The sequence below is a fragment of the Cricetibacter osteomyelitidis genome (genome assembly GCF_004340985.1).
In the GTDB taxonomy this organism is placed as follows: Bacteria; Pseudomonadota; Gammaproteobacteria; order Enterobacterales; family Pasteurellaceae; genus Cricetibacter; species Cricetibacter osteomyelitidis.
In genome coordinates, this window is sequence record NZ_SLYB01000003.1 from 138,287 (window position 1) to 164,148 (window position 25,862).

27 protein-coding genes and 2 tRNA genes are annotated in these 25,862 nt (G+C 40.5%); 8 read left to right on the forward strand and 21 right to left on the reverse strand.

Going from position 1 to position 25,862, the window contains the following annotated elements:
• Positions 1–222: 222 nt before the first annotated feature.
• The 6 genes from EDC44_RS02555 to EDC44_RS02580 form a co-directional block, all read right to left on the reverse strand.
• Positions 223–299: transfer RNA gene (locus EDC44_RS02555), tRNA-Ile, on the reverse strand.
• A gap of 238 nt (positions 300–537) precedes the next feature.
• The gene (gene trhP / locus EDC44_RS02560; protein WP_131975068.1) at positions 538–1,911 is read right to left on the reverse strand and encodes a prephenate-dependent tRNA uridine(34) hydroxylase TrhP; all 1,374 of its coding nucleotides are present in this window, start codon (positions 1,909–1,911) and stop codon (positions 538–540) included.
• A gap of 109 nt (positions 1,912–2,020) precedes the next feature.
• The gene (cpxA, locus tag EDC44_RS02565) at positions 2,021–3,436 is read right to left on the reverse strand and encodes an envelope stress sensor histidine kinase CpxA (RefSeq protein ID WP_131975070.1); all 1,416 of its coding nucleotides are present in this window, start codon (positions 3,434–3,436) and stop codon (positions 2,021–2,023) included.
• Between the two features lie 59 nt (positions 3,437–3,495).
• Positions 3,496–4,212 carry a response regulator gene (locus EDC44_RS02570; protein ID WP_131975072.1) on the reverse strand — a complete coding sequence of 239 codons (717 nt, stop codon included), beginning with the start codon at positions 4,210–4,212 and terminating at the stop codon, positions 3,496–3,498.
• Positions 4,213–4,347: 135 nt separating this feature from the next.
• Positions 4,348–4,677 (reverse strand): TusE/DsrC/DsvC family sulfur relay protein, encoded by a 330-nt coding sequence (locus EDC44_RS02575; RefSeq protein WP_131975074.1) that lies wholly within the window; start codon positions 4,675–4,677, stop codon positions 4,348–4,350.
• A 107-nt stretch (positions 4,678–4,784) separates the two neighbouring features.
• A complete protein-coding gene (locus EDC44_RS02580) occupies positions 4,785–5,453 on the reverse strand; it encodes a Bax inhibitor-1 family protein (RefSeq protein WP_131975076.1) in 669 nt (222 codons plus the stop codon).
• Positions 5,454–5,668: 215 nt separating this feature from the next.
• On the opposite strand from EDC44_RS02580, the gene EDC44_RS02585 reads away from it, so the two are divergent.
• Positions 5,669–5,758 (forward strand) — tRNA-Ser (locus EDC44_RS02585).
• Between the two features lie 123 nt (positions 5,759–5,881).
• Here EDC44_RS02585 and cgtA read toward each other — a convergent pair.
• The 5 genes from cgtA to rplU all read right to left on the reverse strand — a co-directional run bounded on the left by cgtA (position 5,882) and on the right by rplU (position 9,611).
• Positions 5,882–7,057 (reverse strand): Obg family GTPase CgtA, encoded by a 1,176-nt coding sequence (gene cgtA / locus EDC44_RS02590; RefSeq protein ID WP_131975078.1) that lies wholly within the window; start codon positions 7,055–7,057, stop codon positions 5,882–5,884.
• A 51-nt stretch (positions 7,058–7,108) separates the two neighbouring features.
• Complete coding sequence (locus EDC44_RS02595; protein WP_131975080.1) at positions 7,109–8,026, reverse strand: DMT family transporter; 918 nt, start codon at positions 8,024–8,026, stop codon at positions 7,109–7,111.
• Positions 8,027–8,035: 9 nt separating this feature from the next.
• On the reverse strand, positions 8,036–8,953 hold the full coding sequence (locus EDC44_RS02600; protein WP_131975082.1) for a DMT family transporter: 918 nt from the start codon (positions 8,951–8,953) through the stop codon (positions 8,036–8,038).
• A gap of 69 nt (positions 8,954–9,022) precedes the next feature.
• Complete coding sequence (gene rpmA, locus EDC44_RS02605; RefSeq protein WP_131975084.1) at positions 9,023–9,280, reverse strand: 50S ribosomal protein L27; 258 nt, start codon at positions 9,278–9,280, stop codon at positions 9,023–9,025.
• A gap of 19 nt (positions 9,281–9,299) precedes the next feature.
• Positions 9,300–9,611 (reverse strand): 50S ribosomal protein L21, encoded by a 312-nt coding sequence (gene rplU / locus EDC44_RS02610; protein WP_131975086.1) that lies wholly within the window; start codon positions 9,609–9,611, stop codon positions 9,300–9,302.
• Positions 9,612–9,853: 242 nt separating this feature from the next.
• Here rplU and ispB point away from each other — a divergent pair, with 242 nt between their 5' ends.
• The 6 genes from ispB (at position 9,854) to EDC44_RS02640 (ending at position 17,573) form a co-directional block, all read left to right on the forward strand.
• Positions 9,854–10,828 carry an octaprenyl diphosphate synthase gene (gene ispB, locus EDC44_RS02615; RefSeq protein WP_131975088.1) on the forward strand — a complete coding sequence of 325 codons (975 nt, stop codon included), beginning with the start codon at positions 9,854–9,856 and terminating at the stop codon, positions 10,826–10,828.
• 23 nt (positions 10,829–10,851) lie between these two features.
• On the forward strand, positions 10,852–11,574 hold the full coding sequence (locus EDC44_RS02620; RefSeq protein ID WP_131975090.1) for an epoxyqueuosine reductase QueH: 723 nt from the start codon (positions 10,852–10,854) through the stop codon (positions 11,572–11,574).
• A gap of 168 nt (positions 11,575–11,742) precedes the next feature.
• Positions 11,743–14,016 (forward strand): bifunctional glutamate--cysteine ligase GshA/glutathione synthetase GshB, encoded by a 2,274-nt coding sequence (gene gshAB, locus EDC44_RS02625; protein WP_131975092.1) that lies wholly within the window; start codon positions 11,743–11,745, stop codon positions 14,014–14,016.
• 115 nt (positions 14,017–14,131) lie between these two features.
• On the forward strand, positions 14,132–15,229 hold the full coding sequence (locus tag EDC44_RS02630) for a PhoH family protein (RefSeq protein WP_243647881.1): 1,098 nt from the start codon (positions 14,132–14,134) through the stop codon (positions 15,227–15,229).
• Positions 15,226–15,690 (forward strand): rRNA maturation RNase YbeY, encoded by a 465-nt coding sequence (gene ybeY, locus EDC44_RS02635; protein WP_131975096.1) that lies wholly within the window; start codon positions 15,226–15,228, stop codon positions 15,688–15,690. The genes EDC44_RS02630 and ybeY overlap by 4 nt, the downstream gene beginning before the upstream one ends.
• Positions 15,690–17,573 (forward strand): tRNA(Met) cytidine acetyltransferase TmcA, encoded by a 1,884-nt coding sequence (locus tag EDC44_RS02640; protein WP_131975098.1) that lies wholly within the window; start codon positions 15,690–15,692, stop codon positions 17,571–17,573. Before ybeY ends, EDC44_RS02640 begins: the two co-directional genes overlap by 1 nt.
• On the opposite strand, the gene cpdA is transcribed toward EDC44_RS02640, so the two are convergent.
• From cpdA to EDC44_RS02655, 3 genes are all read right to left on the reverse strand, one after another.
• A complete protein-coding gene (gene cpdA / locus EDC44_RS02645) occupies positions 17,554–18,399 on the reverse strand; it encodes a 3',5'-cyclic-AMP phosphodiesterase (protein ID WP_424276051.1) in 846 nt (281 codons plus the stop codon). The two genes, EDC44_RS02640 and cpdA, sit on opposite strands and share 20 nt — an antisense overlap.
• A gap of 36 nt (positions 18,400–18,435) precedes the next feature.
• Entirely contained in the window at positions 18,436–19,059 is a 624-nt protein-coding gene (gene nudF, locus EDC44_RS02650; RefSeq protein WP_131975099.1) for an ADP-ribose diphosphatase, read from the reverse strand.
• Between the two features lie 127 nt (positions 19,060–19,186).
• Positions 19,187–19,918, reverse strand: coding sequence for a 4'-phosphopantetheinyl transferase family protein (locus EDC44_RS02655; protein WP_131975101.1), 732 nt, complete (start codon positions 19,916–19,918; stop codon positions 19,187–19,189).
• A gap of 266 nt (positions 19,919–20,184) precedes the next feature.
• Here EDC44_RS02655 and EDC44_RS02660 point away from each other — a divergent pair, with 266 nt between their 5' ends.
• Positions 20,185–21,177: an amidohydrolase family protein gene (locus EDC44_RS02660; RefSeq protein WP_131975103.1), complete on the forward strand. Its 993-nt coding sequence runs from the start codon at positions 20,185–20,187 to the stop codon at positions 21,175–21,177.
• 61 nt (positions 21,178–21,238) lie between these two features.
• Here EDC44_RS02660 and artM read toward each other — a convergent pair whose 3' ends face one another.
• From artM to vapB, 7 genes are all read right to left on the reverse strand, one after another.
• Entirely contained in the window at positions 21,239–21,919 is a 681-nt protein-coding gene (artM, locus tag EDC44_RS02665; protein WP_131975105.1) for an arginine ABC transporter permease ArtM, read from the reverse strand.
• Positions 21,919–22,590: an arginine ABC transporter permease ArtQ gene (gene artQ / locus EDC44_RS02670; RefSeq protein WP_131975107.1), complete on the reverse strand. Its 672-nt coding sequence runs from the start codon at positions 22,588–22,590 to the stop codon at positions 21,919–21,921. The genes artM and artQ overlap by 1 nt, the downstream gene beginning before the upstream one ends.
• 5 nt (positions 22,591–22,595) lie before the next feature.
• The gene (locus tag EDC44_RS02675; RefSeq protein ID WP_131975109.1) at positions 22,596–23,321 is read right to left on the reverse strand and encodes a lysine/arginine/ornithine ABC transporter substrate-binding protein; all 726 of its coding nucleotides are present in this window, start codon (positions 23,319–23,321) and stop codon (positions 22,596–22,598) included.
• Positions 23,322–23,335: 14 nt separating this feature from the next.
• Positions 23,336–24,064: an arginine ABC transporter ATP-binding protein ArtP gene (artP, locus tag EDC44_RS02680; protein WP_131975111.1), complete on the reverse strand. Its 729-nt coding sequence runs from the start codon at positions 24,062–24,064 to the stop codon at positions 23,336–23,338.
• Between the two features lie 139 nt (positions 24,065–24,203).
• Positions 24,204–24,788, reverse strand: a complete 585-nt coding sequence (gene lpcA / locus EDC44_RS02685) for a D-sedoheptulose 7-phosphate isomerase (protein WP_131975113.1) — start codon at positions 24,786–24,788, stop codon at positions 24,204–24,206.
• 81 nt (positions 24,789–24,869) lie between these two features.
• On the reverse strand, positions 24,870–25,274 hold the full coding sequence (gene vapC / locus EDC44_RS02690) for a type II toxin-antitoxin system tRNA(fMet)-specific endonuclease VapC (RefSeq protein ID WP_243647882.1): 405 nt from the start codon (positions 25,272–25,274) through the stop codon (positions 24,870–24,872).
• Between the two features lie 3 nt (positions 25,275–25,277).
• A complete protein-coding gene (gene vapB, locus EDC44_RS02695) occupies positions 25,278–25,511 on the reverse strand; it encodes a type II toxin-antitoxin system VapB family antitoxin (protein WP_131975115.1) in 234 nt (77 codons plus the stop codon).
• Positions 25,512–25,862 lie beyond the last annotated feature (351 nt).

Genomic DNA, 25,862 nt, shown 5'->3' on the forward strand with positions numbered 1-25,862 from the left:
GACATAAAATAGCCTTTTTAGAGCGTTAAATCGTAAAGTTATGATGTTTTTAGTTATACGATTTTTTTATATTTTTATTCCATATAACTAAAATCTGTGGCTGTCAACGTATCAAATTTTATTAAGACGTAAGAGAAAACAAAACAGAATACAGTAAAATCAAGAGTTAAAGAGATTAGATTTATTAAAACGTATGGGAAAATATGAGGAAAAAAGGTGAATTGGTGCCCCCAACAGGACTTGAACCTGTGACCAATCGATTATGAGTCGACTGCTCTAACCGACTGAGCTATGGGGGCGGTTAGATTTGAAATGAGATATCAAAAACTTGGTTATTTTAGCGGAAGTTTATCCCTAAGTCTATAAATTGCTAATCAAATGTTTGAATTTCAGACAAAAAAAGAAGCCCTTCAGAATATTGAAGGGCAAAGCATATTTGTATTTGGAGTCATACTTTTTAGGGTATGCGTGCTCATTATACATTCTCAGATCTTACTTGCAACATTTTTTTTACATTTTTTTAATTATTTTGTAAATTTATTTCGTTGCATGAGGATTACGTGTATTTGCATCCACTAAATTACGCATCAATAAAGCATATTCCAATTCCATATCTTGCGGAATATCAAGGAATACGAAGTGTCCGTCACCTTTTGCAGCATCCACTTCTTGATTTTTGCGGTTTAGCATTTTTTCGATTTTAAACACAATGTTCCCTTTCGGGGTCATCATTTCCACTTCATCGCCTAATAGGAATTTATTTTTCACTGCAACTTCCGCCATCCCTTGTTCGTTGCGTTTACCGGTAAATTCGCCGACAAATTGCTGACGTTCGGAAATGGAATAGCCGTAATCATAATTTTGATATTCATCATGAGTATGACGGCGTAAAAAACCTTCCGTATAACCGCGATGCGCAAGGGATTCCAAGGTATCCATCAGGCTTTTGTCAAACGGCTTGCCTGCCGCTGCATCATCAATAGCTTTGCGATACACTTGAGCGGTTCGGGCACAATAATAGAAAGATTTAGTGCGGCCTTCAATTTTTAAGGAATGCACGCCGATTTGTGTCAATTTTTCCACATGTTGAACCGCACGCAAGTCTTTAGAATTCATAATATAAGTGCCGTGTTCATCTTCAAAAGCAGATATTTGTTCGTCCGGACGTTGTGGTTCAGTGAGTAAAAACACTTTATCCGTTGTTTCGCCTTCGCCTAAAGTGGGAGCGACATTTTTCACCGGAATGGTTTCCCCCACGATATTACCCACTTCATCTTCTTTGCCTTCTTTTACTTTGTATTCCCAACGACAAGCATTGGTACAAGTGCCTTGGTTCGGATCCCGTTTATTGATGTAGCCGGAAAGCAAACAGCGGCCGGAATAAGCCATACATAACGCACCGTGCACGAAAATTTCGAGTTCTATATCCGGCACTTGTTTACGGATTTCGGCGATTTCATCAATAGAAAGCTCACGGGATAAAATCACACGGGTTAAACCCATTTGTTTCCAGAATTTTACCGTTGCCCAGTTCACTGCATTCGCTTGAACCGACAAATGGATAGCCACATCGGGAAAATGTTCGCGTACCAGCATAATTAAGCCCGGATCAGACATAATCAAGGCATCGGGATTCATTGCCACAACGGGCTCTAAATCTTTAATAAAGGTTTTTAATTTGGAATTATGCGGAGCAATATTCACCACCACATAGAGTTTTTTCCCTAAGCTGTGTGCTTCATCAATCGCAATTTTAAGATTGGCGTGATTAAATTCATTATTACGTACACGTAAACTGTAACGCGGTTGGCCGGCATAAACGGCATCCGCTCCATAAGCAAAGGCGTAACGCATATTTTTAAGGGAACCGGCAGGCGATAGTAACTCCGGTTTAAAAGTTGATGTGGTCATAATAGTCTCTTAGTCTGATTACAGGTCAGTCGCTTTCACAAGGAAAACTTTTCAAAATATGACCGCACATTTTAAGAGGATTTTAGAATTTGTAAAGAAATTATACGAATTACGGATGCCATAACGGTAATTTTATCACGACACGCAAGCCGCCCAACAGGCTTTGTTCCGCCCACACATCTCCGTGATGCTGATTAACAATATTCGCCACAATAGCCAAACCTAAACCGGCACCGCCGGTAGAACGGGTTCGCATTTCATCAACACGATAAAAAGGTTTGAAAATTTCTTTATATTTATCCAGCGGCACGCCCAACCCATTATCATCCACAGAAATTATCACATCATCATTATTTAACTTCACTTCGACCAACACATAATGTTGTGTATATTTCAATGCATTTCGCACAATATTTTCCACTGCACTGGATAACAATTTCAAATTACCGTTAAATTGAAATTGTTCCGGTCGAGAAATACTATACAGTACATCAAATTTAATATCTCGTTGTTCCGCTTCAAATTTGGCATCATCAAAAATTTCGTCCCAAACTTCGTTTATATTGAATATATCCCGCGATAAATGATTGTTTAACTGCTGACGGGAAAGAAGCAATAAATCATTAATCATTTTATCCAAACGTTCTATTTCCGTTTCGATTCGTTGAAGCTCTTTGCTTTCACCGACCCGTCGGCGTAAAATCGATAAGGCGAGCTGTAAACGCGTAAGTGGTGTACGAAGTTCATGGGAAATTGAAGACAATAAATTCTGTTGCGAACTCACCAATTCATTAATCGCATTGATCATACGATTAAAGCTGCTTCCCATCAATCGCATTTCCAATGCACCTTGGTTTTCCAATTTTTTATTGGTCTGAAAGTTACCTAATGACACCGCGTTAGCCGCAATTTGCAGATCGCGAGCCGGTTTAGCAATAGAGCGAGCAAGCCAAAACAAAATCGGGCTGGATACCAACATAACTAAAAATAACACCCACGCAGTGTTTTGTTCAATATAATTAAAGATAGCTTCTTGTACATTGATCGGATTTAAAAGATACAGTTGATAAACTACTTGGGAATTAATGTCCGTATTAAAAAAAATTTTGAATGGGCCGACAACTTCAACATCAGATATCATTTTTTTGAGCGGTTCTTCAAATTCACTCGAAGCATGAGCAATAAATTCATGCACGAGTTGTTCATCGGCGGCTAATGCACAAACCGTTTCATTACGACTATTTAACACCACCGACCGAGTGCCCGACATAAGGGTAATTAAAGAGCTTTTATCACAGGCATTTCCATCTTCATAAAGCAGACTGCCTAAACGATGATCACGAATTAATTGCGATATTTCACGCTGAAAAGACTGGCGTTCTATTTCATTAAGCGGATGATAATTTGAAATATTTAATCGAGTGATTAGTAATACGGCTACCGACATTAACGCAAAACTCACCCAATACATCGCAAAGATCTGAGTTGACAGCGTATAAAGCAGTCGAAAAAAATTACGTAACATAAATTAAGCCCAATAAAATCAATAACAAGACTATTTTATAGCCTTGTTATTTCGTGCAATTATTCATTTGTAACCAATAAATACCCTTTGCCCCGCAAAGTTTTAAACCAAGGCAAACCATTTGCCCGCTGCGGTAATTTTCTGCGAATGTTGGACATATGCATATCAATCGCCCGATCAAATGGCGTTAAGCGTTTTCCCAGCACCTCTAAACTTAACATTTCACGAGATAAAATCGTTCCGGGATTGCGAATAAGAATTTCCAGCAACGCATATTCAGTGCCGGTGAAATCTAAAGACTCTCCGTTATACATTACTTGTTGATGACCTTTGTGCAAAAGCAATCCGTCAAACAAAATTTCTTTACGGTTATCTTCTTTATTTGAATTTAATTCGGGTCTCAGTGAGGATTTCACATTAAAACGACGTAAGATGGCTTTTATACGTGCAATTAATTCTCTATCATTGAATGGTTTCGGTAAGTAATCGTCAGCGCCTAATTCCAATCCTAATACGCGGTCAATATCATTGCCTCGAGCCGTCAACATTAACACCGGTATATCGTATTTTTGACGCAATTTCTTAAGTGTATCAATACCGTTAAGTACCGGCATCATCACATCAAGCAATACAATATCATAAGATTTTTGTTCAAGTTTTTGTAACGCTTCCATACCATTATAGGCAATATCCACATTGAAACTTTCCAAACCGAGCAGTTCGGAAAGTAATTCGGTTAACTCCACATCATCATCAACTAATAAAACATTTGACATCTCATTATCCTTATTACAATTACGTATGATTATGCTTATTTATTATTGCTTCTGTACCGATATAATATTAATCAATACATGTAGTTAAGACAAATTTTTTTAGCTAAATTCCATATAAAATCGAATTCAGCGTATTTATAAACATTTTACCGGTTTCGGCAACCCGGCCAATTTAGTGGCCTGTTTCGCAGGACCGTCGGGAAATAAACGTTGTAAATATCGGCTATTACCTTTTTCCGGACCGAATTTTTCCGCCATGGCTTTCACTAACATTCTGATGGCGGGCGAGGTGTTATATTCTTGATAAAATTCACGTACAAAATGAATCACTTCCCAATGCAATTCGGTCAACTCAATGCCTTCTTTTGCTGCAATAGCCTGTGCTACGTCTTGATCCCATTGGTTGTAATCCATTAAATAACCGGCAGGATCCGTTTCAATTTGTTTTTGATTGATTTCTAACATATTTATTCCTGAATACTTACAATACAAAAGTGCGGTCAAATTTTTGAAAATTTAACCGCACTTCCTTGATTAATCAAATATGATTAATTTAATATTTTATCCGATGATTAATCATTACCACGTAAAATGGATAACAAATTCAATAAGCTGATAAACAAGTTATACAATGACACGAAAATGCTGATAGTTGCACGGATATAGTTGGTTTCGCCACCGTGAATGATCGCACTGGTCTGATATAAAATACCCAAGGTAGAGAACACCACAAATAAAGCACTGATACCTACGTATAATGCAGGAATCTGTAAGAAAATCGTTGCCACCATACCGAGCAATAACACAATAAATAACGCGAACATCGTGCCGGATAAGAAGGACATATCTTTCTTAGTGGTCAATACATAAGCAGAACAGGCAAAGAATACTAACGCCGTGCCCGCTAATGCCAGCATAACGGCATCACCTAAACCGGCACCGATATACAGATTTAAAATCGGTCCGATGGTATAGCCTAAGAAACCGGTAAACGCAAAAGCAGAAAGAATGCCTAAACCGCTATTTGCCGTGGCATTGGTTAAGAATAATAAACCATAAAAACCCACTAAAGTCACAATAATGCCCGGACGCGGCAAATTCATCGCCATTGCTACATAAGCCACTACTGCGGAAAACGCTAAAGTCAATGCCAATAAAAAGTAGGTGTTACGCAGCACTTTATGAGTGCTAAGTAACGAAGTAGAACCTTCTCTAGCATTTGTCACTAAACGAGATTGCATAAAAACTCCTTTCAGTTTTTGTGTAAATAAAGAATAAGAACGAATATTGATAAAGTAAGGTTTAGCTATAAAAAAGTCAATGGCAAATCATCGATTTTCTAAAAATAACATTCCTTTAACAATCATTTGAATAAATTATAAGCACTCAAAAATAAATCATGAATATTTTGTTTACTTCATCTCCCCGCTATATTATATTAAGCTCCGTTTTCAACGGAGGAATGGTCGAGTGGTTGAAGGCACCGGTCTTGAAAACCGGCGAGGGTTTACGCCCTCCGTGAGTTCGAATCTCACTTCCTCCGCCATTAAATTCAAAGAAGTCGTAAACTAAATGCAGTTTACGGCTTTTTGCTATTTTACACTTTGAAATCTCTAGAAAAAACGAGAAAATGCACCGCACTTTCTCATTTTTCTGTTTCAACACTTAATTATTTTTGATAAATAATTTCCACGCCTTCTTCGTCTTCTTCATCCCAATCATCGTCCCAATCTTCATCGTCTTCATCAAATTGGTGTTCGGCGATTTGTGATTGATGATAGTCTTCCCACTTGAATTTCACTTCTTCGGTCTCTTTGTTTTCATCTTCACTTTCACGCGGATTCGCTTCGATGAAATCCATAATATCACGGGTCAATGCCGGCACGTTTTTACCGGTAGCGGCAGAGATCAAATAATAATCTTCATCCCAACCTAAGCGTTCAGTGATCTCTTTGGCTAAAGCCGCTGCTTCCTCATCAGACATGGTGTCGATTTTATTAAACACCAACCAACGCGGTTTATCTGCAAGGGCTTCGCTATATTGGAATAATTCGCTTTCGATAATGGCGATATTGTCTGTGGGATCCGTTTCATCAATGGGGGCAATGTCCACTAAATGAATCAACACGCGGCAACGTTCCAAGTGTTTTAAGAATCGGATACCTAAACCGGCACCTTCAGCGGCTCCTTCGATCAAACCCGGAATATCAGCAACCACAAAGCTGCGATTATTATCCACACGAGCCACGCCCAAACTCGGTACTAGAGTCGTAAACGGATAGTCCGCCACTTTCGGTTTGGCTGCGGATACCGCCCGGATAAAAGTAGATTTACCGGCATTTGGCAGGCCTAACATACCTACATCAGCTAACAGCATTAACTCTAGTTGCAAATCACGTTTTTCGCCCGGTGTTCCCATGGTTTTTTGACGGGGTGCTCGGTTGACGGATGATTTAAAACGTGTGTTACCCAAACCGTGATAACCGCCTTTTGCCACCAGCATTTTGGCACCGTGCTTGGTAAGATCGCCCAAAACTTCTTTTGTATCATTATCAATAGCACGAGTTCCGACCGGCACACGTAAAGTAATATCTTTACCGCGACGACCGGTACAATCGGAACTGCGACCATTTTCACCACGTTGAGCGGCAAAACGTTTTTCAAAACGATAGTCAATCAGCGTATTTAAGTTTTCGTCCGCAATTAAATACACATCACCGCCATCGCCGCCGTCACCGCCGTCCGGCCCGCCTTTCGGAATAAATTTCTCACGGCGGAAACTTACGCAACCGTTACCGCCGTCGCCTGCCTCAACACGAATTAATGCTTCATCAATAAATTTCATTATTATTACCTGTAAAAATTTTAAAAAAACGACCGCACTTTTGCAGTCTAATTAATGGGATTTAAATAATTTGTGCCCTACCGCAGACAACATTGCCCCTAATACTACAATAAATGCTCCGATATAACTAATAGTATTTAGTGCCGGATTGGCAAAATGCTCCGGTGAAAACGCATGGGCAATGTGGGAAAATAAAATAGTAAACAAGGGTACAAGCGTAATCACCACACTGACTTTCGACACATCCCAACGGTTCAGGGCTTCGGCATAAGCGCCATAGCCGATTAACGTATTTAAACAGCAATAAATAAAACAAGCGAGAACAAAACCGTTTGCTGTCTGCACTTGAGCAAATTGTGCAAACGGCATAAAAACCAACGCACACCCCGTATATATCATTAATAAAATTTGTTGGGAAGTGAAACTACGTAACATCAACTTTTGTGCCATGCCGTAAGCCACCCAAACCAACGCTGCCGTCACGCTTAATACTACGCCGATAAAATATTGATTCAAACTTAAAAAGAAACTCAATTTATCATTAAAAAACAAGATCAAACCAATAATTAAAATTAACAATCCTATCTTTTGATGCAATCCTAATTTTTCTTTAAATACAACGACACCGCAAATCAACATTAAAAATGAAGAAAGATGAATAAATATTTGTGCAACCGAAGGCTCGATATAATTTAACGAGGAATTAAACAAAAAGAAGTTCCCCGCCAAACCAAGCACACCAAAAATGACCAACCAACGGTAATTAAATACGATACTTCTCAAAGACGGCAATTTTTTGCTAAAACCCAACAACAGCAACAGGGCTAAAGAGGCGACCACAAAACGATAAAAAACAATCGTTTGGGCATTCATCACCGCCAACACTTGTTTGAGTGCGATAGGCAATGAGCCCCAAGCCATGGTTGTGATCATTGCCAAACAAAATCCGAGTAAAGGTTGCTGTTTCATTTATTGTCCTTATTTCATCTTAATCAATTTATGTCCGATAGAAGATACCATTGCGCCTAAAACCACAACGATAGCGCCCAAATAACTCACCCAATTTAACGCTACGTTAGCAAAATAATAAGGAAAAAGTGCGGTGGCTAAATGAGAAAATATCAGTGTAAATACCGGAATCTGTGTCAGAATTGTACTGACTTTTGCCACATCCCAACGTTTCAATGCTTCCGCATAGCACCCGTATGCCATAATGGTATTAACGCCGGAAAAAATCAAACAAACTAATTGAAAACGATTTAAGCCTTGAATCTGCGATATATCGGCAGAAGGTAAAAATACCACACTACAACCAATATAAATGATTAACAGAATTTGTTGTGAATTTAACTGACCTAATAAAAGTTTTTGTGCGATTGCGTAAATAACCCAGATAAAACTGGAAGCAATAGTAATTAAAACCCCTTTGAAATATAAATTCAATTGTAAAAAATCGTCAAATCGCTCATTAAAGAATAATACTAACCCTAAGGTTAAAATGATTAACCCCATTTTCTGATGTAATGCTATTTTCTCTTTAAATAAAAGGACACCGGTAAACAGCATAATAAAAGAAGATAGCGGGCTTAATACCTGACTCGTCGTCGGAGGAATATATTTTAATGCTAAATTATATAAAAAAAAGTTAATGGATAATCCGGCTATCGCTAAGAGAAGTAATAACGTATTTTTCCCATTAATCGGCTTCAAGCGAGGAAAATTACGACTAATAGCTAATAAAAAAAGCAATCCTAGTGCGGAAAAGGCAAAACGATACCAAACGGAAGTTTGAATATCCATCACTTTTACCACCTGCTGCACAAAAAGCGGCAATGTACTCCACATAAATGCAGCGATTAAACTAAAGGTAAAACCCAGTACAGCTTGTTGTTTCATCGTTATTTATTACCGGAAAACGAAAATGCCCTACATCACGTAGGGCATTTAAAAATGATTATATTGAAATTATTCAGCAACAATACTTACGTATTTACGGCTTTTTTCGCCTTTTACTTCAAATTTCACTTTACCGTCTGCGGTTGCAAATAAAGTATAATCACGACCCATACCAACATTTGTACCTGCGTGGAACTTAGTACCACGTTGACGAACAATAATGCTACCTGCTAAAACAGATTCACCACCGAAACGTTTAACACCAAGGCGTTTAGCTTCAGAATCACGACCGTTACGAGTTGAACCACCCGCTTTTTTAGTTGCCATCTTTAGTTACTCCTCTGAATTATGCTTGAATCCCAGTGATTTTCACTTCTGTGAACCACTGACGATGACCTTGTTGTTTACGACTGTGTTTACGACGACGGAATTTAACGATTTTAATTTTATCGCCACGACCGTGAGAAACCACTTCAGCCACTACTTTGCTACCGGCAACAACCGGTGCACCAATTTTAACATCTTCACCATTAACGACCATTAACACTGAATCAAATTCAACTGTTTCACCAGTAGAAACTTCAAGTTTTTCTAAACGAACAACCTGACCTTCACTTACTCGGTGTTGTTTGCCGCCACTTTGGAAAACTGCGTACATAAATACTCCGCTTAAATTTGTGCCTGTAAATTATTAGGCACATCAAATTCATATAAATAGGTCGCAAATTCTACGCAAAAATCGTAAAGAGTGCAAGTGCATTTTTACAATAAAATACAAGAAAACAAAAAATTTTAGATTTTTACGCGGTTTCCTTTTAGAAAAACGGAAAAATCAGTTACAATCAACCGCACTTTTGTTTATAACACTAAAACAATATTATAGCGATGATGAGTAACTTAATGGATATCAACGCCATTCACGCCCTTGCTGAAAATGATATGCAGGCAGTGAATGCAGAAATTTTACAACAAATGAATTCCGATGTGGTATTGATTAATCAGCTTGGCTATTACATCGTGCAAAGCGGCGGCAAACGCATTCGCCCGATGCTTGCGGTGCTGACGGCACATGCGTTGAATTATCAAGAAAAAGCGAAATATATCACTTGCGGCAGTTTTATTGAAATGATCCACACAGCGACATTATTACATGATGATGTCGTGGATGAATCCGATATGCGCCGCGGCCGCGCTACCGCCAATGCGGAATTCGGCAATGCGGCAAGCGTGCTGGTAGGAGATTTCATTTATACCCGCTCATTCCAGATGATGACTGCCTTAGGTTCAATGCGGATTTTACAAATTATGTCCGATGCGATTAATGTAATCGCGGAAGGTGAAGTGCAACAGTTGATGAATGTCAATGAGCCGAATACTACCGAAGCCAATTACATGAAAGTCATTTACAGCAAAACCGCCCGCTTATTTGAAGTGGCAACTCAAGCTATCGCAATTCTTGCGGGAGCCGATGAAAAAATAGAAAAGGGATTGCAGGATTACGGGCGTTATCTCGGTACCGCATTTCAACTTGTCGATGATGTATTAGATTACAGTGCCAGTGCGGCGGCATTAGGTAAAAATGTGGGCGATGATTTGGAAGAAGGTAAACCGACCTTACCCTTATTACATGCCATGCAAAAAGGTTCACCGGAACAGGCCGCACTTATTCGCTCGGTTATCGAACATGCCGGACAACGTGATAAACTCGATGAAGTGCTGGCAATTATGCAACAACACGGTTCATTAGATTACGCCATGCAGCGAGCCAAAGAAGAAGCACAAAAAGCGGTCGATGCTATCGCTATCCTACCGGAAAGCCAATATAAACAAGCGTTGATTTCATTGGCTTATTTATCCGTTGATCGCAATTATTAAGATGTCCTAACGTAAACATTAATATGACTGAACAAATTAACATTCAACAACACACGCGAGCACAAAATCGCAAACAAAAAGTAAAAAAAGATCCTAATGCACCTTTTGTACGCCCGAAATTAGAACTGCCGAACGGACACCACAAATTATTGCTACATTCCTGCTGTGCTCCTTGTTCCGGCGAGGTGATGGAAGCGATTCACGCATCGGGCATTGAATTTACCATTTATTTTTATAATCCGAATATTCACCCGCTAAAAGAATATTTGATTCGTAAAGAGGAAAATATCCGTTTTGCCGAAAAATGGGGTATCCCTTTTATTGATGCGGACTACGACCGCCAGAATTGGTTTGATCGTGCCAAAGGCATGGAAAACGAACCGGAACGTGGCATCCGCTGCACCATGTGTTTTGATATGCGGCTTGAAAAAGCCGCCGAATATGCACATGAACACGGTTTTCCGGTGTTTACCAGCTGTTTGGGTATTTCCCGCTGGAAAGATATGAACCAAATTAACGGTTGTGGCCACCGTGCGGCAGAAAAATATGATGATGTGATCTATTGGGACTACAACTGGCGTAAAGGCGGCGGTTCCCAACGCATGATCGAAATCAGCAAACGGGAAGGATTCTATCAACAAGAATACTGCGGTTGCGTGTATTCATTGCGTGATACAAACCGTTGGCGGGAAGCAAACGGACGAGAAAAAATTGAAATCGGTACCCTATTTTATTCGGCGGGCTAGCTATTTTGACCGCTCCAAAAAAGGGCGTAAAATGACCGCACTTTTCCCATTTATCCTGTTTATATCCAAATCCCATAAACCATAAAAATTAACTATTTGCTTTTATGCGGATAATCATCATAATGAATAGAATTGATCATTGTAACCAAAAAAATGGAAGCACCGCCAATGAAGATTCAAGACACAATTAAACAAAACCAACTCGGTTTATTATTCCAACAAGGTACATTCGGCATTGAAAAGGAAAGTCAACGTGTACACGCAGACGGTTCGATTGTTACAACGCCGCACCCTAAGCCATTCGGCAATCGCTCTTATCACCCTTATATTCAAACGGATTTCGCCGAAAGTCAGTTAGAGCTGATTACACCGCCACAGCAAAAACTGGAAGATACATTTCGTTGGTTATCCGCCATTCATGAAGTCACCATCCGTTCAATGCCGGAAGATGAATATATTTTTCCCATGAGCATGCCCGCCGGTTTACCGAATGCGGATTTAATCCAAGTGGCACAGCTCGATAATCCGGCAGATGTGGCCTATCGCGAGCATTTAGTGGGTACTTACGGTAAAAATAAACAGATGGTGAGCGGTATTCACTACAACTTCCAACTATCACAGGATTTAATTCAAACCTTATTCAACGCCCAAACAGAATACAAAAGTGCGGTGGATTTTCAGAATAATTTATATCTCAAAATGGCGAAAAACTTCCTGCGTTACCAATGGGTTTTAGTCTATTTATTAGCCGCCACGCCGACGGTACAGGATAATTATTTTAAAGACGGTTCGCCGCTGAAAGAAGGTCAATTTGTCCGCAGTTTGCGTTCCAGTCGTTACGGTTATGTGAATGAACCTGAAATCAAAGTGTCTTTCGACAGTTTAGAACGCTATGCCGACACCTTAGAACATTGGGTGAATAACGGCAAACTGATCGCCGAGAAAGAATTTTATTCCAACGTGCGTTTCCGCGGTGCAAAAAAAGCCCGTGAATTATTGGACACCGGTATTCAATACTTAGAATTCCGCTTATTTGATCTCAACCCGCTGGAACCTTACGGAATAAATTTAGCCGACGCGAAATTTATTCATTTATTTGCCTTGTTAATGGTGTGGTTGGATGAGACTGCCGACCAAAGTGCGGTGGAATTAGGCAAAGAAATGCTGGAAAAAGTCGCCTTTGAAGCCCCGAACAGCGAAACCCAGTTTCGTGCGGAAGGTGAATGGTTATTAACGCAACTTATTACAATGGCTCAGGAAATTAATGCCGATGCAGAATCTATCGCGGTGGCACAAGATAAACTCAGCCAATTTGCCGATCCCAATAAAACCTTAGGTGCTCGCGTGCTGCAAGCCATTCAACAAGCAGGCGACTATCAAAAACTCGGCGCGACATTGGCTCAGCAATATAAAAAGCAAGCCTATGAACGTTTCTATGCATTGTCCGCCTTTGATAATATGGAGCTTTCCACTCAGGCTTTGATGTTCGATCTCATTCAGAAAGGCATCAAAATCGAGATTTTGGATGAACAAGATCAGTTTCTTTGTTTGCAATTCGGCGATCACATTGAATATGTGAAAAACGGCAATATGACCGGCCACGACAGCTATATTTCCCCGTTGATTATGGAAAATAAAGTGGTTACTAAAAAAGTGCTGGCAAAAGCCGGATTCAACGTGCCGCAAAGCATGGAATTTCGTTCGCCGGAAAGTGCAGTGGCAAATTATCCGCTTTTTGAAGGTCGTGCTGTGGTGATTAAACCGAAATCCACCAACTTCGGTTTAGGCATCACCATTTTCCAACAAGGCGTACAGGATAAAAATGACTTCGCTAAAGCCATTGAAATCGCCTTCCGTGAAGACAAAGAAGTGATGGTAGAAGATTATTTAACAGGTACGGAATACCGTTTCTTTGTGCTGGGCGATGAAACGTTGGCGGTGCTGTTGCGGGTTCCGGCTAATGTCATCGGCGACGGCAGGCATACAGTCGCAGAATTGGTGGCAATGAAAAATGATCACCCGTTACGCGGCGACGGTAGCCGCACACCGTTGAAAAAAATCGCTTTAGGCGAAATCGAACGGTTACAGCTGAAAGAACAAGGTTTAACCGTGGACAGCATTCCGACAAAAGATCAGCTTGTGCAACTGCGTGCCAATTCCAACATCAGCACCGGCGGCGATTCCATAGATATGACCGACGAAATGCACCCAAGCTATAAACAGCTGGCAGTCGATATTACCAAAGCCATGGGAGCAGCGGTATGTGGTGTGGATCTGATTATCCCCGATCTCAAACAACCGGCACAGCCAAACTTGAAATCCTGGGGTGTCATTGAAGCCAATTTCAACCCGATGATGATGATGCATATTTTCCCTTATTCCGGCAAATCCCGCCGCGTCACGCAAAATGTGATTAAAATGCTGTTTCCCGAATGGAAATAATAATCCCTTAAAGTGCGGTCGGTTTTGACCGCATTTTCTTACTCGGCATATATCTATTAAATCCGGCAAAAATCAAGTACAATTCACACAATTCAACAAAACATAGGAAACAATTTTGTACACCGAAACTTTCACCCTTGAACCGCAGGATAACGGTCGTTTGCAATCCCTTTGCGGGGCATTTGATGCACATATGGAGCTCATTGAAAAATCATTTAATTTAGTGATTTCACGGCGTAATTTTACTTTTACCCTGCAATCTGCCGATGAACAGCCGAAACCCCATCACGAAAGTCTGATCAAAAGTGCGGTGAAATTAATTCAGGATTTATATTTGGAAACCGCACCGATTCAGGGCAAAATCAAAGAACTGGATTTGGAAGACGTACATATCGCCATTCAGGAAAGTCGCTTATTATTGCAGAATAATGATGAAAATGAGCGTGATGAAAGCAAAGTCTATGCCACCACCATCAAAACCAAACGCGGCTTGATTAAACCGCGTGGGGCAAATCAAATTCAATATCTGCATAATATCTTGCGTCACGATATCAGTTTCGGTATCGGCCCGGCGGGAACGGGAAAAACCTTTTTGGCGGTAGCTGCCGCGGTGGAAGCCTTGGAACGCCAAGAAACCCGCCGTATTTTGCTGACCCGCCCGGCGGTGGAAGCCGGTGAAAAATTGGGTTTCTTACCCGGCGATTTAGGGCAAAAAATCGAACCCTATTTACGTCCGTTATACGATGCGTTATTTGAAATGCTTGGCTTTGAACGGGTACAAAAACTGATGGAACGCAATGTAATTGAAATCGCACCATTGGCTTATATGCGCGGCCGTACGCTGAATGACAGCTTTATTATTTTAGACGAAAGTCAAAACACCACCATCGAACAAATGAAAATGTTTTTAACCCGTATCGGTTTTAATTCCAAAGCAGTGATTACCGGCGATGTCACCCAAATCGACTTACCCCGCAGCCAAAAATCCGGCTTACGGCATGCAATGGAAGTGTTGGGCGATGTGCCGGAATTAAGTTTTAATTATTTTGAAAGTAAAGACATCGTCCGCCACCCGGTTGTCGCAAAAGTCGTTCAGGCTTACGAAAAATGGGAAGCCGCCGACGAAATCCGCCGCCAAGAACGCACGGAACAACGCAAATTAGAAAAACTTAATGCGGAACAGGAAAAATTAGAAAGAGAATTATTGAAATGAAAATCGTCAATATCGATCTACAAATCGCCTGTGAAAATGAACAAGGCTTACCCACACTGGAACAAATCGAACAATGGGCGATTACTGCCGTTCGACCTGAAATTCAAGATCTGGATATGACCGTCCGCATAGTGGATGAAGCGGAAAGCCGCGAACTGAATCTCACCTATCGCGGTAAAGACAAGCCCACCAACGTACTGTCTTTCCCTTTTGAAAGCCCTGCGGAAGTGGAGCTGCCGCTACTCGGTGATCTGATCATCTGCCGCCAAGTGGTTGAACAAGAAGCAAAAGAACAAAACAAACCGCTGATGGCACATTGGGCTCATATGGTGGTACACGGCAGTTTACATTTGCTTGGCTACGATCATATTGAAGATAACGAAGCGATCGAGATGGAAAGTCTGGAAACTGAAATTATGCAATCTCTCGGCTTTGAAGATCCTTACATTAGCGAAAAATAATGCCGAAATTGCCTGACCGTCAAATTTATCTGATTGAAAATGAAAAACTTTCAGAAATCCTACCGCACTTTAATCATTCCCAAAATACGGTATGGATTGGCGATATTTCCCCCGAATTTAAAATTTCTTATTTCTCTTTTAAAAAAGCTGCCAATCTGCTCGGTCAGGAATTTGACTGCATTATTTGTGATGCCCGCACCGCATTAAATTTAGAGGCCTTAGCCATTGCAGGCGGTACATTAAAAGCCGGTGGTTCGTTATTTTTATTGGTACAGGATTGGGCGGATTGGGAACACCAAACTGATTTGGATTCCCTGCGTTGGAGCGGTGAACCGCAAACCATTACAACGCCGAATTTCCGCAGATATTTTAAAGAAATAATGTCGAATAATCGCATTAATGAACCTTCCCCCGTAAAAGTGAAAGAGTTAAACCGAGCTGATCAAAAACCAACTCAATCGCAACAACAAATCATTACAGAAATCCTAAAACAACAATTCGATCTCTATTTTCTCACCGCCAAACGTGGACGTGGTAAATCTGCGTTGGCGGGATTATTGGCAAATCAGCTGAAAGCAAAAATTTATCTCACCGCCCCCAATAAAAGTGCGGTGAAAATTCTACAAGATTTTGCTCAAACGCAAATTGAATTTATCTCTCCCGATGCCTTATGCGGGCAAATCCGTCAATCACCGCAGCAGTTTCAGGATTGTTGGTTATTTGTAGATGAAGCGGCGATGATCCCCTTGGAATTATTGCATTGCTTTTGCAGCACTTTTTCCCATATTTTATTTACCACAACCATTCACAGCTATGAAGGCACAGGGCGGGGATTTAAGCTGAAATTTATGCAAAATACCCACCGCACTTCTGAATCCTTTGAATTAACCGAACCATTACGCTGGGCGGATAATGATCCGTTGGAAAAACTGATTGACGAATTATTATTGTTAGATGCGGAAGATCATTTGCCACAAGCAGAATTATCAAAAAAACCGTCAAAAGTGACCGCACTTTCGCAAACTGATTTGATTAATCAACCGGTATTATTACACCATTTTTACGGCTTACTGACACAGGCACATTATCGTACATCGCCCATTGATTTACGCCGATTGTTTGACGCGCCGAAACAGCAGTTTTGGTTCGCACAGAATGATAATCTACTCGGATGTGTATGGACAGTGATTGAAGGTGGTATGCAAGATGATGAACTGATTTCCGCCATTCCCAAAGGCACACGCCGTCCGCCGGGGAATTTAGGCTCGCAATTATTATGTTATCAATATCATTTAGCCGACGCGTGCCGATTGAAATCCTTGCGGGTTTCCAGAATTGCTGTGCTACCCAAACTGCAACAGAACGGTATCGGACAACTGCTCATGAATCAAATAGCAAAAGACAGCCAAGCTGAATATGATTATTTATCCGTCAGTTTTGGTTACACGCCTGAGCTTGCCCGATTTTGGCAAAAATGCGGCTTTAATTTGGTGCATTTTGGCGAACACAAAGAAGCCACTAGCGGCTGTTATCCTGCATTGGCGGTGCGACCGCTTAATGCACTAGGAAAATATTTATGTGAATCGGCACAACAACAATTTTTACGTAATATCCCTTTGCAGAATCATCCGCTAAGCAGTCAATTTGCCGCATATCCCATAGACTGGCAATTATCCGCACAAGATATGGAAAGTTTACAAAATTTTGCTGATTTTCACCGCACTTTTGCTGCCGCATTACCGGCTATTCGTCGGTTAATTCATCGTTATGAATTAACAAATTTGGAAAATATGCTGAATAAAAAAACCAACCAATATTATAAAGAATGGTTGGCTTCTTTACGTTTAGAAATTAAGGATTTGCTTAATACCCTTCTTCCTTAAAATCCGGCAAAAATGCCTTTTGCCGAATCCGTTTTACACAGGTTTTGATTTCGCCGTTCTCATAGAGCTCGATTTCACGCCAGCCCGGCTGTAAAGTATCCAAAGCAAAATGATGAGAATCCGGTTTAAACTGAATACAGGTAGAAGGCGTAGCCATCACTTGATAGCCGTTCCATTGCGTATCCACCTGTTGGTGAATATGCCCGTATAAAATACCTTTCACATTATTAAATGGTGCCAGCACTTCCGAGAGTTCCTGTGCATTACGTAAATTATGCTGATCGAGCCATTCGGAATTAGTGGAAACAATATGGTGATGCAACACAATCAAAGAATAACGTTGCGGGTGATCCTTTAATTTCGACAACAACCAATCCAATTGATAAGAAATCAACTGACCGTGCGGCACGCCATATACCTGGCTGTCTAACATAATGATTTGCCAACGTTTTCCGGCCAATAAATGTTTTACTGCACTAATTCTGTTATCCGCTTGATTTAGGACTTCAAACATCGTCGGCTGAAAATCATGATTGCCCGGAATCCAATGAACGTTTTTACCTAAAGTCTTTATTTGTTCGGCAAAACGCTGATAGGCTTCTTTACTGCTGTCTTGCACCAAATCGCCGGTGGCGAGTACAAAATCATAGTCAAAATCAGATTGTTTTACTTCTTTAAGCACTTGCTCAAAACTGGCTTGCGTATTAATTCCCAGTAATTCGGTGTCTTCATTTTTAAATAAGTGAGGATCCGTGATTTGAATGAATCGAACCACAAGATCTTTCGCTTCATTTTTTCGTGCATCATAGATTAATGTATTTAACACATCTCACTCCCGGGAAATACTTTATTAATTAGAGAATTATAACCATTCTCGTTGTAATTGTTGATAATTTAACTGCAACCACTGTAATCCTATCACAGCAATTCCATTGTCGATTTTACCTTCGCACAACCATTCATAGGCTTGCTCGCGTTTTAACACTCGTACACGAATATCTTCGTGCTCATCCGCCAATCCGTGCAATCCTTTGGCTTTATCAGAATCCACCTGACCGGCATACACATAAATGCGTTCTAATTGTCCACCCGGACTATCCCAAAAACTCAGTGCATATTTCAAATTATGTACTTCAATACCGGCTTCTTCTTCGCTTTCCCGTAAGGCAACCTCTTCCGGCTCTTCCCCTTCTTCCACCATACCGGCGATAAGTTCCAGCAACCAAGGTGAATAAGGTGAGTCCGGATCATAAGCACCAATTCTCACCTGTTCCACTAACACTACGGTATCTTTCTGCGGATCATACGCAACGACTGCCGCCGCACGCCCTTTCATTAACAACTCTCGAGTAACCATATCGCTCATTCCGCCGGCAAACAATTTATGGCGAAATTGAATTTTTTTTAATGTAAAGAACCCCTTATATAGAATTTCTTCGTTTAGAATTTCGATATCTTGTTGGGTAAATGTTTGAATATCTGTCATTTAATACTGCCTTATAAAATTCGTGTTGATAGCATACAGCTTCATTTAGTAAAAAAAAATTCAAGAATTCCACTTTTTTTTTAAAATTTGAACTATATCACATAAACTCATGATACTTGCTCAATATTCAACCAAAATTTACGTGATAATCAACCGAACTTTGTAATTGAATTTCATTCAGTTTTTCAGAATGCCAATGAAAATATCGTGCATCATTGAGCGCGTTTCCCGCCGCAAAAACTGCAAGATAAAAAGGCAATTCATCAGTAAAAATAAACTGTCCTTGAGGACAATATGCAGAATAAATACGATGCTTTATCGGTTGATGATCCACTTCGGAAAGCTTGAGAATACCCACACCTTGAGATTTTAAAACCGCCTCCCGAAGACACCAACAACGATAAAAAGCACTGCTTTGATCCTGTTGTTGTCGAAACCATTGAATTTCCTCCTGCGGAGCGAAATGCTGCAATAAACGGATAAAATCCCGCTGTTTATGCGGTGATTCTATATCAATTCCCACCGCACTTTTCTCTCTTGACATACCCGCTTCCCGAATATTGACAATCACCGCCACCCAATTACCGGAATTACTGATATTAAATTCGATATGCTCTGCGGGAAATTGAGGACGACCGCTGTCAGTGGTATAAATCTCGCTCAAAAGTGCGGGATCAATTCCGTACATTTTCAGACTTCGCCATAATAAAAAATGAGCCAGACGACTATGTTCATAACGACGTAAGATCCGCGTATTGCCAGTGGCCGGTTGTCGTAACTTAGCGGTTAATAACGCCGCAGGAATTTTATCAAAGGGATAAAATTCATTAATATTGCCAAATACGATGATGGTGGGCATAAAATCTTCCTAAATAGTGCTGGCTTTTAAAATCACAAGTCATTATACTATCGTTCTAGTGCCAATGTAGGAACTAGATACTGATGTTATTAATTAAAAATCCGAGAATTTTTCATAACATTCCCCATTTATCGCCTGATTTTACTCTAAATTCAGGTGTCTATGCTCCATTTTTGATTAAATACAGTTTCTTCTCTTTTCTTCTCCCCATTTTGGCAGTATCGACCTTTCCGTTTCACCTGAACAATTAATTTATTGGAGCAATTATGAGCAGCCTGATACCAACTCTAAAAAGCTATGTGCGTGATGAAATCATCAAAAAAGGCGGTTGGGTAAACGCACATGCACATGCCGACCGTGCATTCACCATGACACCGGAAAAAATCGGTATTTATCAAACAGCCAATTTACAGCAAAAATGGGATTTAGTGGATGAAATCAAACGTACTTCCACAGTAGAGGATTATTACGCCCGTTTCAGCCAAGCTATTGAATTAATGATTTCTCAAGGGGTAACCGCATTCGGTACCTTTGTCGACATCGACCCTGTTTGTCGCGATCGGGCCATTATCGCCGCTCATCGCGCCCGCGAAATATATAAACACGATATTACCTTAAAATTCGCTAATCAAACCTTAAAAGGCGTTATCGAACCGGAAGCCAAAGAATGGTTTGATATCGGTTCCGAAATGGTGGATATGATCGGCGGCTTGCCTTATCGTGATGAACTGGATCACGGTAAAGGTTTGGAAGCCATGGATATTTTACTGGATAAAGCAAAATCCCTCGGCATCATGTGCCACGTTCACGTAGACCAATTCAACACACCGACGGAAAAAGAAACGGAACAGCTTTGCGATAAAACTATCGAACACGGTATGCAAGGTCGAGTGGTTGCCATTCACGGAATTTCCATCGGCTCCCACACAAAAGAATACCGTTATCGTTTATATGAAAAAATGCGTCAGGCCAAAATGATGATGATCGCCTGTCCGATGGCATGGATCGACAGCAACCGAAAAGAAGAACTAATGCCGTTCCACAATGCCTTAACCCCGGCAGATGAAATGATTCCGGAAGGTATCACCGTAGCAATCGGTACTGATAATATCTGTGACTACATGGTTCCGCTATGCGAAGGCGATATGTGGCAAGAACTCAGTTTACTCGCCGCCGGAACCCGCTTCCCGAACTTAGATGCAATGGTGAATATCGCCAGCATCAACGGACGCAAAGCCTTAGGACTAATTGAAGTCTAATCATCCGAAATATAAAGAAAAGTGCGGTGGAAATTTTAAAAATTTCACCGCACTTTATTTTTTATGAGGTACTTTCCAATCGTTCAAATGCCAGCACTTTGCGTTCCAATCGTCTTAACAACAATGTCGCCAATCCGGTAATGACCAAATAAATCACACCTGCAATGCCATAAATTGTTAAAGCATCGTATTCCGTGCCGTAAAGTTGTCTGGCGTAGCCCATAATATCCATAATCGTGATGGTGGATGCCAGGGATGTGCCTTTGAACACAAGGATAATTTCATTGCTATAAGACGGCAATGCACGTTTTAAAGCATAAGGAATCAAAATTTTTAAAGTTTGCCAACGGCTTAAACCCAACGAAGCACAGCTTTCCCATTGTCCTTTCGGAATCGCTTTCACCGCACCGTGGAACAATTGAATGGAATATGCCGCACTGTTTAATGCCAAAGCCAACATGGCACAAAACCAAGCGTTTGAAAACAGAACCCATAGTGGACTTTCCGTCATCCAGCTAAATTGTCCCGGCCCGGCATAAATCAGGAAAAACTGCACCAATAGCGGCGTGCCGGTAAATACCATGACATAGGCACGAATCACACATTTTATGATTCGGTTTTCCATGGAAAGCAGGAAAGTCAAAAATACCGCAATAATAAATGCAATCAGCAGAGATACCACTGTCAACGCCAAACTGGTTGGTACGCCTTGTAAAATGGTCATAAAATAATCTTGATACATTATTTCACTCCCCGTTCAAAGCGGGTAAACCGCAATTCTAAGCGATGAATGATTAGTTGGCTTATTAAGGTAATTACCAAATAAATCAATGCGGCAAAGCCATACCACGTAAACGGTTGATGCGTGTTTGAATTGACTAACTCAGCTTGACGCATTAAATCTTCTACTCCGATTAATGAAATCAATGCGGTATCTTTCAACAATACCAACCATTGATTACTTAATCCCGGCAAAGCATGACGCCATACTTGCGGCATAACAATGCGTACGAATGTTTGAGCACGGTTTAAACCTAAAGCCGCACCGGATTCCCATTGTCCGATCGGAATCGCTTGAATCGCACCGCGTAAAGATTGAGAAGCATAAGCGGCAAAAATGATGGATAACGCCACCACACCACAGCTAAATGCACTGAATTCCACATAATCACCGGTAATAAATTCCAATAATTCCGTAGAACCGAAATAAATTAAAAAGACCACCAAAATTTCCGGTAAGCCACGCAATAGCGTAACCACAACTGAAGTCGGTTGGCGAATACAACGAAGTTTACTGGTTTCCATAACCACAAATACCAGTGATAACAGCAACCCGCAAAGCAACGAACAAACCGCTAACCCTAAAGTAATCAGGGTAGCGGAATACATTAAAGGAAGATAATCGACAAACATAACAATTATTTGCTATTGGTCATCCATTTATCATAGATTTTTTGATATTCGCCATTAGCTTTAATCACGCTTAATCCACTATTCAAATCAGCCGCTAATTGTTTGTTGGATTTATTTACCGCGATACCTAAACCATTACCGAAATATCTTTTATTATTTACTTTTTCGCCGCTAAATTCTAATGAATCATCGGTTTTCATCCAATCAGCCAATACAGCGGTATCACCGAAAATCAAATCGATACGACCGTTTTTCAAATCTAAGATCGCTGATTGCAATGAAGCGTAAGGTTTCGCATCATATTGTTTCGCTTCAGCTACAATATATTGTTGGAAAGTCGTGCCGTTTTGTACGCCAACATTTTTTGCCGTGGTTAAATCCGCTTTACCTTTCACCGAAATAAAGCTGGCTGAGCTGTCATAATACGGGTCGCTGAATAACACTTGTTTTGCACGGGCATCCGTAATATCAATAGCTGACATCGCTACATCAAATTTTTTCGCTTTTAAGCCCGGAATTAAACTGTCGAAACTTTGACTGATAAATTTGCAGTTAGCTTGAATTTCTTTACAAATAGCCATTGCCACATCCACATCAAAGCCGATAATCTCGCCTTTTTCATTGGTATTTTCAAATGGCGGGTAAGACGGCTCTGCCGCAAAAGTAATATCTTGTGCTTGAGCCGCAAAGGCAGTACCTGCTAAAAGTGCGGTTAGAAATAATTTTTTCATGTTATGTTCCTTAATCAATGAGATAAATACTGTTTAAACTGTTCGGTTTGCGGATTCATAAAGCATTCCGCCGACCCTATTTCAATAATATGACCTTGTTCCATATACACGACTTTTGTTGCGACTTTACGTGCTACATTCACTTCGTGCGTAACAATAACCTGCGTGATACCGGTTTCTTGCAATTCTTGAATAATGGATACGATCTGTGCGGTAATTTCCGGATCCAATGCTGCGGTCGGTTCATCAAACAATAGCACTTGCGGTTTCATCATCAATGCACGGGCGATGGCGACACGTTGTTGTTGACCGCCGGAAAGTTGCAGCGGAAAGCGATCCTCATAGCCTTCCAAACGTAAACGGGATAATAGCTCTTTCGCTTGTGCTCTCGCCTCGCTTTCACTTACGCCCAACACTTTCATCGGTGCTTCAATCAGATTTTCCATAATGGTGAAATGCGGCCACAGATTATATTGTTGAAATACCATGCCCACATCCTGACGCAATTGACGCATTTGTTTCGGATCGAGCTTTTTACCCAAATCAAAGGTATTATTTGCGACGGAAAGCTCGCCGGAACGAGGCATTTCCAATAAATTCATAGTACGGATAAGTGTACTTTTCCCGGCCCCGCTCGGCCCGAGCAATACGATTGTTTCGCCCGGTTCGGCACTCAGGCTAATATCAAATAAGGCTTGATTATCGCCATAAAAAAAATTAAGGTTTTTAATACTTATTGTCATTTTATTACATTATCGCCTAAAAAATTGCAATAATATTAATATTATCTGCATAATTATGCAAATTTATTTTGCGATAAAAATAAAAAATCCTTGAGTTACGCTACTCAAGGATTCCATAAATAAAAAGTGCGGTGTTTTTTTATGCTGTTTTTGCCATTTCAAATTCAATTAACATCATTAAAATATGAACTACTTTAATGTGAATTTCTTGAATACGATCTGCATAACGGAAATGCGGCACGCGAATTTCCACATCCGCCAAACCGGCCATTTGACCACCATCTTTGCCGGTCATAGCGATCACTTTCATACCTTTTTCTTTCGCCGCTTTAATGGCATTCAATACATTTTTCGAATTGCCGGAAGTGGATAAACCGAACAACACATCGCCTTTCCGCCCAACCGCTTCGATATAACGGGAGAACACATAATCATAGCCGAAGTCATTGCTCACACAGCTCAAATGGCTGACATCGGAAATGGCAATCGCCGGATAACCCGGACGATTTTCACGATAACGCCCGGTCAATTCTTCCGCAAAGTGCATAGCATCGCAATGCGAACCGCCGTTACCGCAAGAAAGCACCTTGCCGCCTTGCTTGAAACTGTCGGAAATCAATAACGCCGCTTGTTGGATCAATTTTATATTATTTTCATCATTGACAAATTTTTCCAACACATCTTGTGCCTCCAGCAACTCTGCTTTAATTTGTTCTAAGTACATAATTTCTCCTTTTGAAACTAAAAATAATGTTCGCTACTATAACAAGAATTTTTTGTCTTTGCGATTATATTTCTAAAATAACTAATTTAATTGCCACCAATTTTCTAATCGTAGCCCTGCGATCCGTTCAAATTCTTTTGTATTATTCGTTACGCAAACCAGTCCCAAGCTTCGAGCATGTCCTGCAATCATACTATCATAAGAACCGACGGGCGTTCCCTTTGCTGCAAGATCTGCCCGAATTTCTGCGGTATGCGCTGCCGCTAACGGGTCATAATCTAAAACGACTAAATTCGCTACAAAATAGTCAATATCATAACGATTACGTTCGGGAGCAGATGATTTTTCAGCACCATAGTATAATTCCATTAATGTTACCGAACTAATACAAACCTGATCTTGATGTTTTATTAATTGTTCTACAACGGAGATCGGCTTACGTTTAATCGCATAAATACAAATATTGGTATCAAGCATATATTTCATAGGCTAAAATCCTTCTCGCTCTTGCTCGACAGGTTGCTCTCTTTCCATAAAACAATCATCCGTTAATTGAGAAGGCATTTTGGCCCAAGTTTGCCAACGCTCACCGATGGGAGTCAAAATCCGAGTATTACCTATACACACCACTTCTACCTGTTTAATATGTTCCGGAAATGCCGCCGATTGCGGCAAACGAATCGCTTGGTTGCGATTATTTTTAAAAATACTGGCTTTTTGCATATCATTCTCCTTAAAATCAATAAAGGCATATATTACTAGTATATGCCTTATGTTTATTGATTACAATAGCCTTATTATCAAACTTTCTATAACTTTCGAATCTGATTAATCACGTTACTTGGTTTCGATGAAAAAAATATCAACCATTAATTTCACCCAACCCGTCTATGTATCACATAGACGATCAGACCGCTGACAAACCTCTAGACATCCATCTAGAGGTTTAATCTAATAGGCATATCGAAAAAGGAAATGTCTATGCTCAAAAATACCGTCTCTCCACAATATGAACTCGAGATGATAAGTCTCGAACAACTCGTTCCCAAAGACCATCTTGTCCGCAAAGTGGCT

Excerpts from the sequence above, each read along its gene's own strand:
- EDC44_RS02660 (WP_131975103.1), top strand. The coding sequence starts at position 20,185 with ATGAGCAGCCTGATACCAACTCTAAAAAGCTATGTGCGTGATGAAATC.
- EDC44_RS02675 (WP_131975109.1), bottom strand. The coding sequence starts at position 23,321 with ATGAAAAAATTATTTCTAACCGCACTTTTAGCAGGTACTGCCTTTGCG.
- EDC44_RS02575 (WP_131975074.1), bottom strand. The coding sequence starts at position 4,677 with ATGTTAGAAATCAATCAAAAACAAATTGAAACGGATCCTGCCGGTTAT.
- lpcA (WP_131975113.1), bottom strand. The coding sequence starts at position 24,788 with ATGTACTTAGAACAAATTAAAGCAGAGTTGCTGGAGGCACAAGATGTG.
- ispB (WP_131975088.1), top strand. The coding sequence starts at position 9,854 with ATGGATATCAACGCCATTCACGCCCTTGCTGAAAATGATATGCAGGCA.
- cpxA (WP_131975070.1), bottom strand. The coding sequence starts at position 3,436 with ATGTTACGTAATTTTTTTCGACTGCTTTATACGCTGTCAACTCAGATC.
- vapC (WP_243647882.1), bottom strand. The coding sequence starts at position 25,274 with ATGAAATATATGCTTGATACCAATATTTGTATTTATGCGATTAAACGT.
- ybeY (WP_131975096.1), top strand. The coding sequence starts at position 15,226 with ATGAAAATCGTCAATATCGATCTACAAATCGCCTGTGAAAATGAACAA.
- rpmA (WP_131975084.1), bottom strand. The coding sequence starts at position 9,280 with ATGGCAACTAAAAAAGCGGGTGGTTCAACTCGTAACGGTCGTGATTCT.
- artP (WP_131975111.1), bottom strand. The coding sequence starts at position 24,064 with ATGACAATAAGTATTAAAAACCTTAATTTTTTTTATGGCGATAATCAA.
- cgtA (WP_131975078.1), bottom strand. The coding sequence starts at position 7,057 with ATGAAATTTATTGATGAAGCATTAATTCGTGTTGAGGCAGGCGACGGC.
- EDC44_RS02570 (WP_131975072.1), bottom strand. The coding sequence starts at position 4,212 with ATGTCAAATGTTTTATTAGTTGATGATGATGTGGAGTTAACCGAATTA.
- trhP (WP_131975068.1), bottom strand. The coding sequence starts at position 1,911 with ATGACCACATCAACTTTTAAACCGGAGTTACTATCGCCTGCCGGTTCC.
- artM (WP_131975105.1), bottom strand. The coding sequence starts at position 21,919 with ATGTATCAAGATTATTTTATGACCATTTTACAAGGCGTACCAACCAGT.
- vapB (WP_131975115.1), bottom strand. The coding sequence starts at position 25,511 with ATGCAAAAAGCCAGTATTTTTAAAAATAATCGCAACCAAGCGATTCGT.
- EDC44_RS02600 (WP_131975082.1), bottom strand. The coding sequence starts at position 8,953 with ATGAAACAACAAGCTGTACTGGGTTTTACCTTTAGTTTAATCGCTGCA.
- EDC44_RS02655 (WP_131975101.1), bottom strand. The coding sequence starts at position 19,918 with ATGCCCACCATCATCGTATTTGGCAATATTAATGAATTTTATCCCTTT.
- gshAB (WP_131975092.1), top strand. The coding sequence starts at position 11,743 with ATGAAGATTCAAGACACAATTAAACAAAACCAACTCGGTTTATTATTC.
- EDC44_RS02620 (WP_131975090.1), top strand. The coding sequence starts at position 10,852 with ATGACTGAACAAATTAACATTCAACAACACACGCGAGCACAAAATCGC.
- artQ (WP_131975107.1), bottom strand. The coding sequence starts at position 22,590 with ATGTTTGTCGATTATCTTCCTTTAATGTATTCCGCTACCCTGATTACT.
- nudF (WP_131975099.1), bottom strand. The coding sequence starts at position 19,059 with ATGACAGATATTCAAACATTTACCCAACAAGATATCGAAATTCTAAAC.
- EDC44_RS02580 (WP_131975076.1), bottom strand. The coding sequence starts at position 5,453 with ATGCAATCTCGTTTAGTGACAAATGCTAGAGAAGGTTCTACTTCGTTA.
- rplU (WP_131975086.1), bottom strand. The coding sequence starts at position 9,611 with ATGTACGCAGTTTTCCAAAGTGGCGGCAAACAACACCGAGTAAGTGAA.
- EDC44_RS02595 (WP_131975080.1), bottom strand. The coding sequence starts at position 8,026 with ATGAAACAGCAACCTTTACTCGGATTTTGTTTGGCAATGATCACAACC.
- EDC44_RS02640 (WP_131975098.1), top strand. The coding sequence starts at position 15,690 with ATGCCGAAATTGCCTGACCGTCAAATTTATCTGATTGAAAATGAAAAA.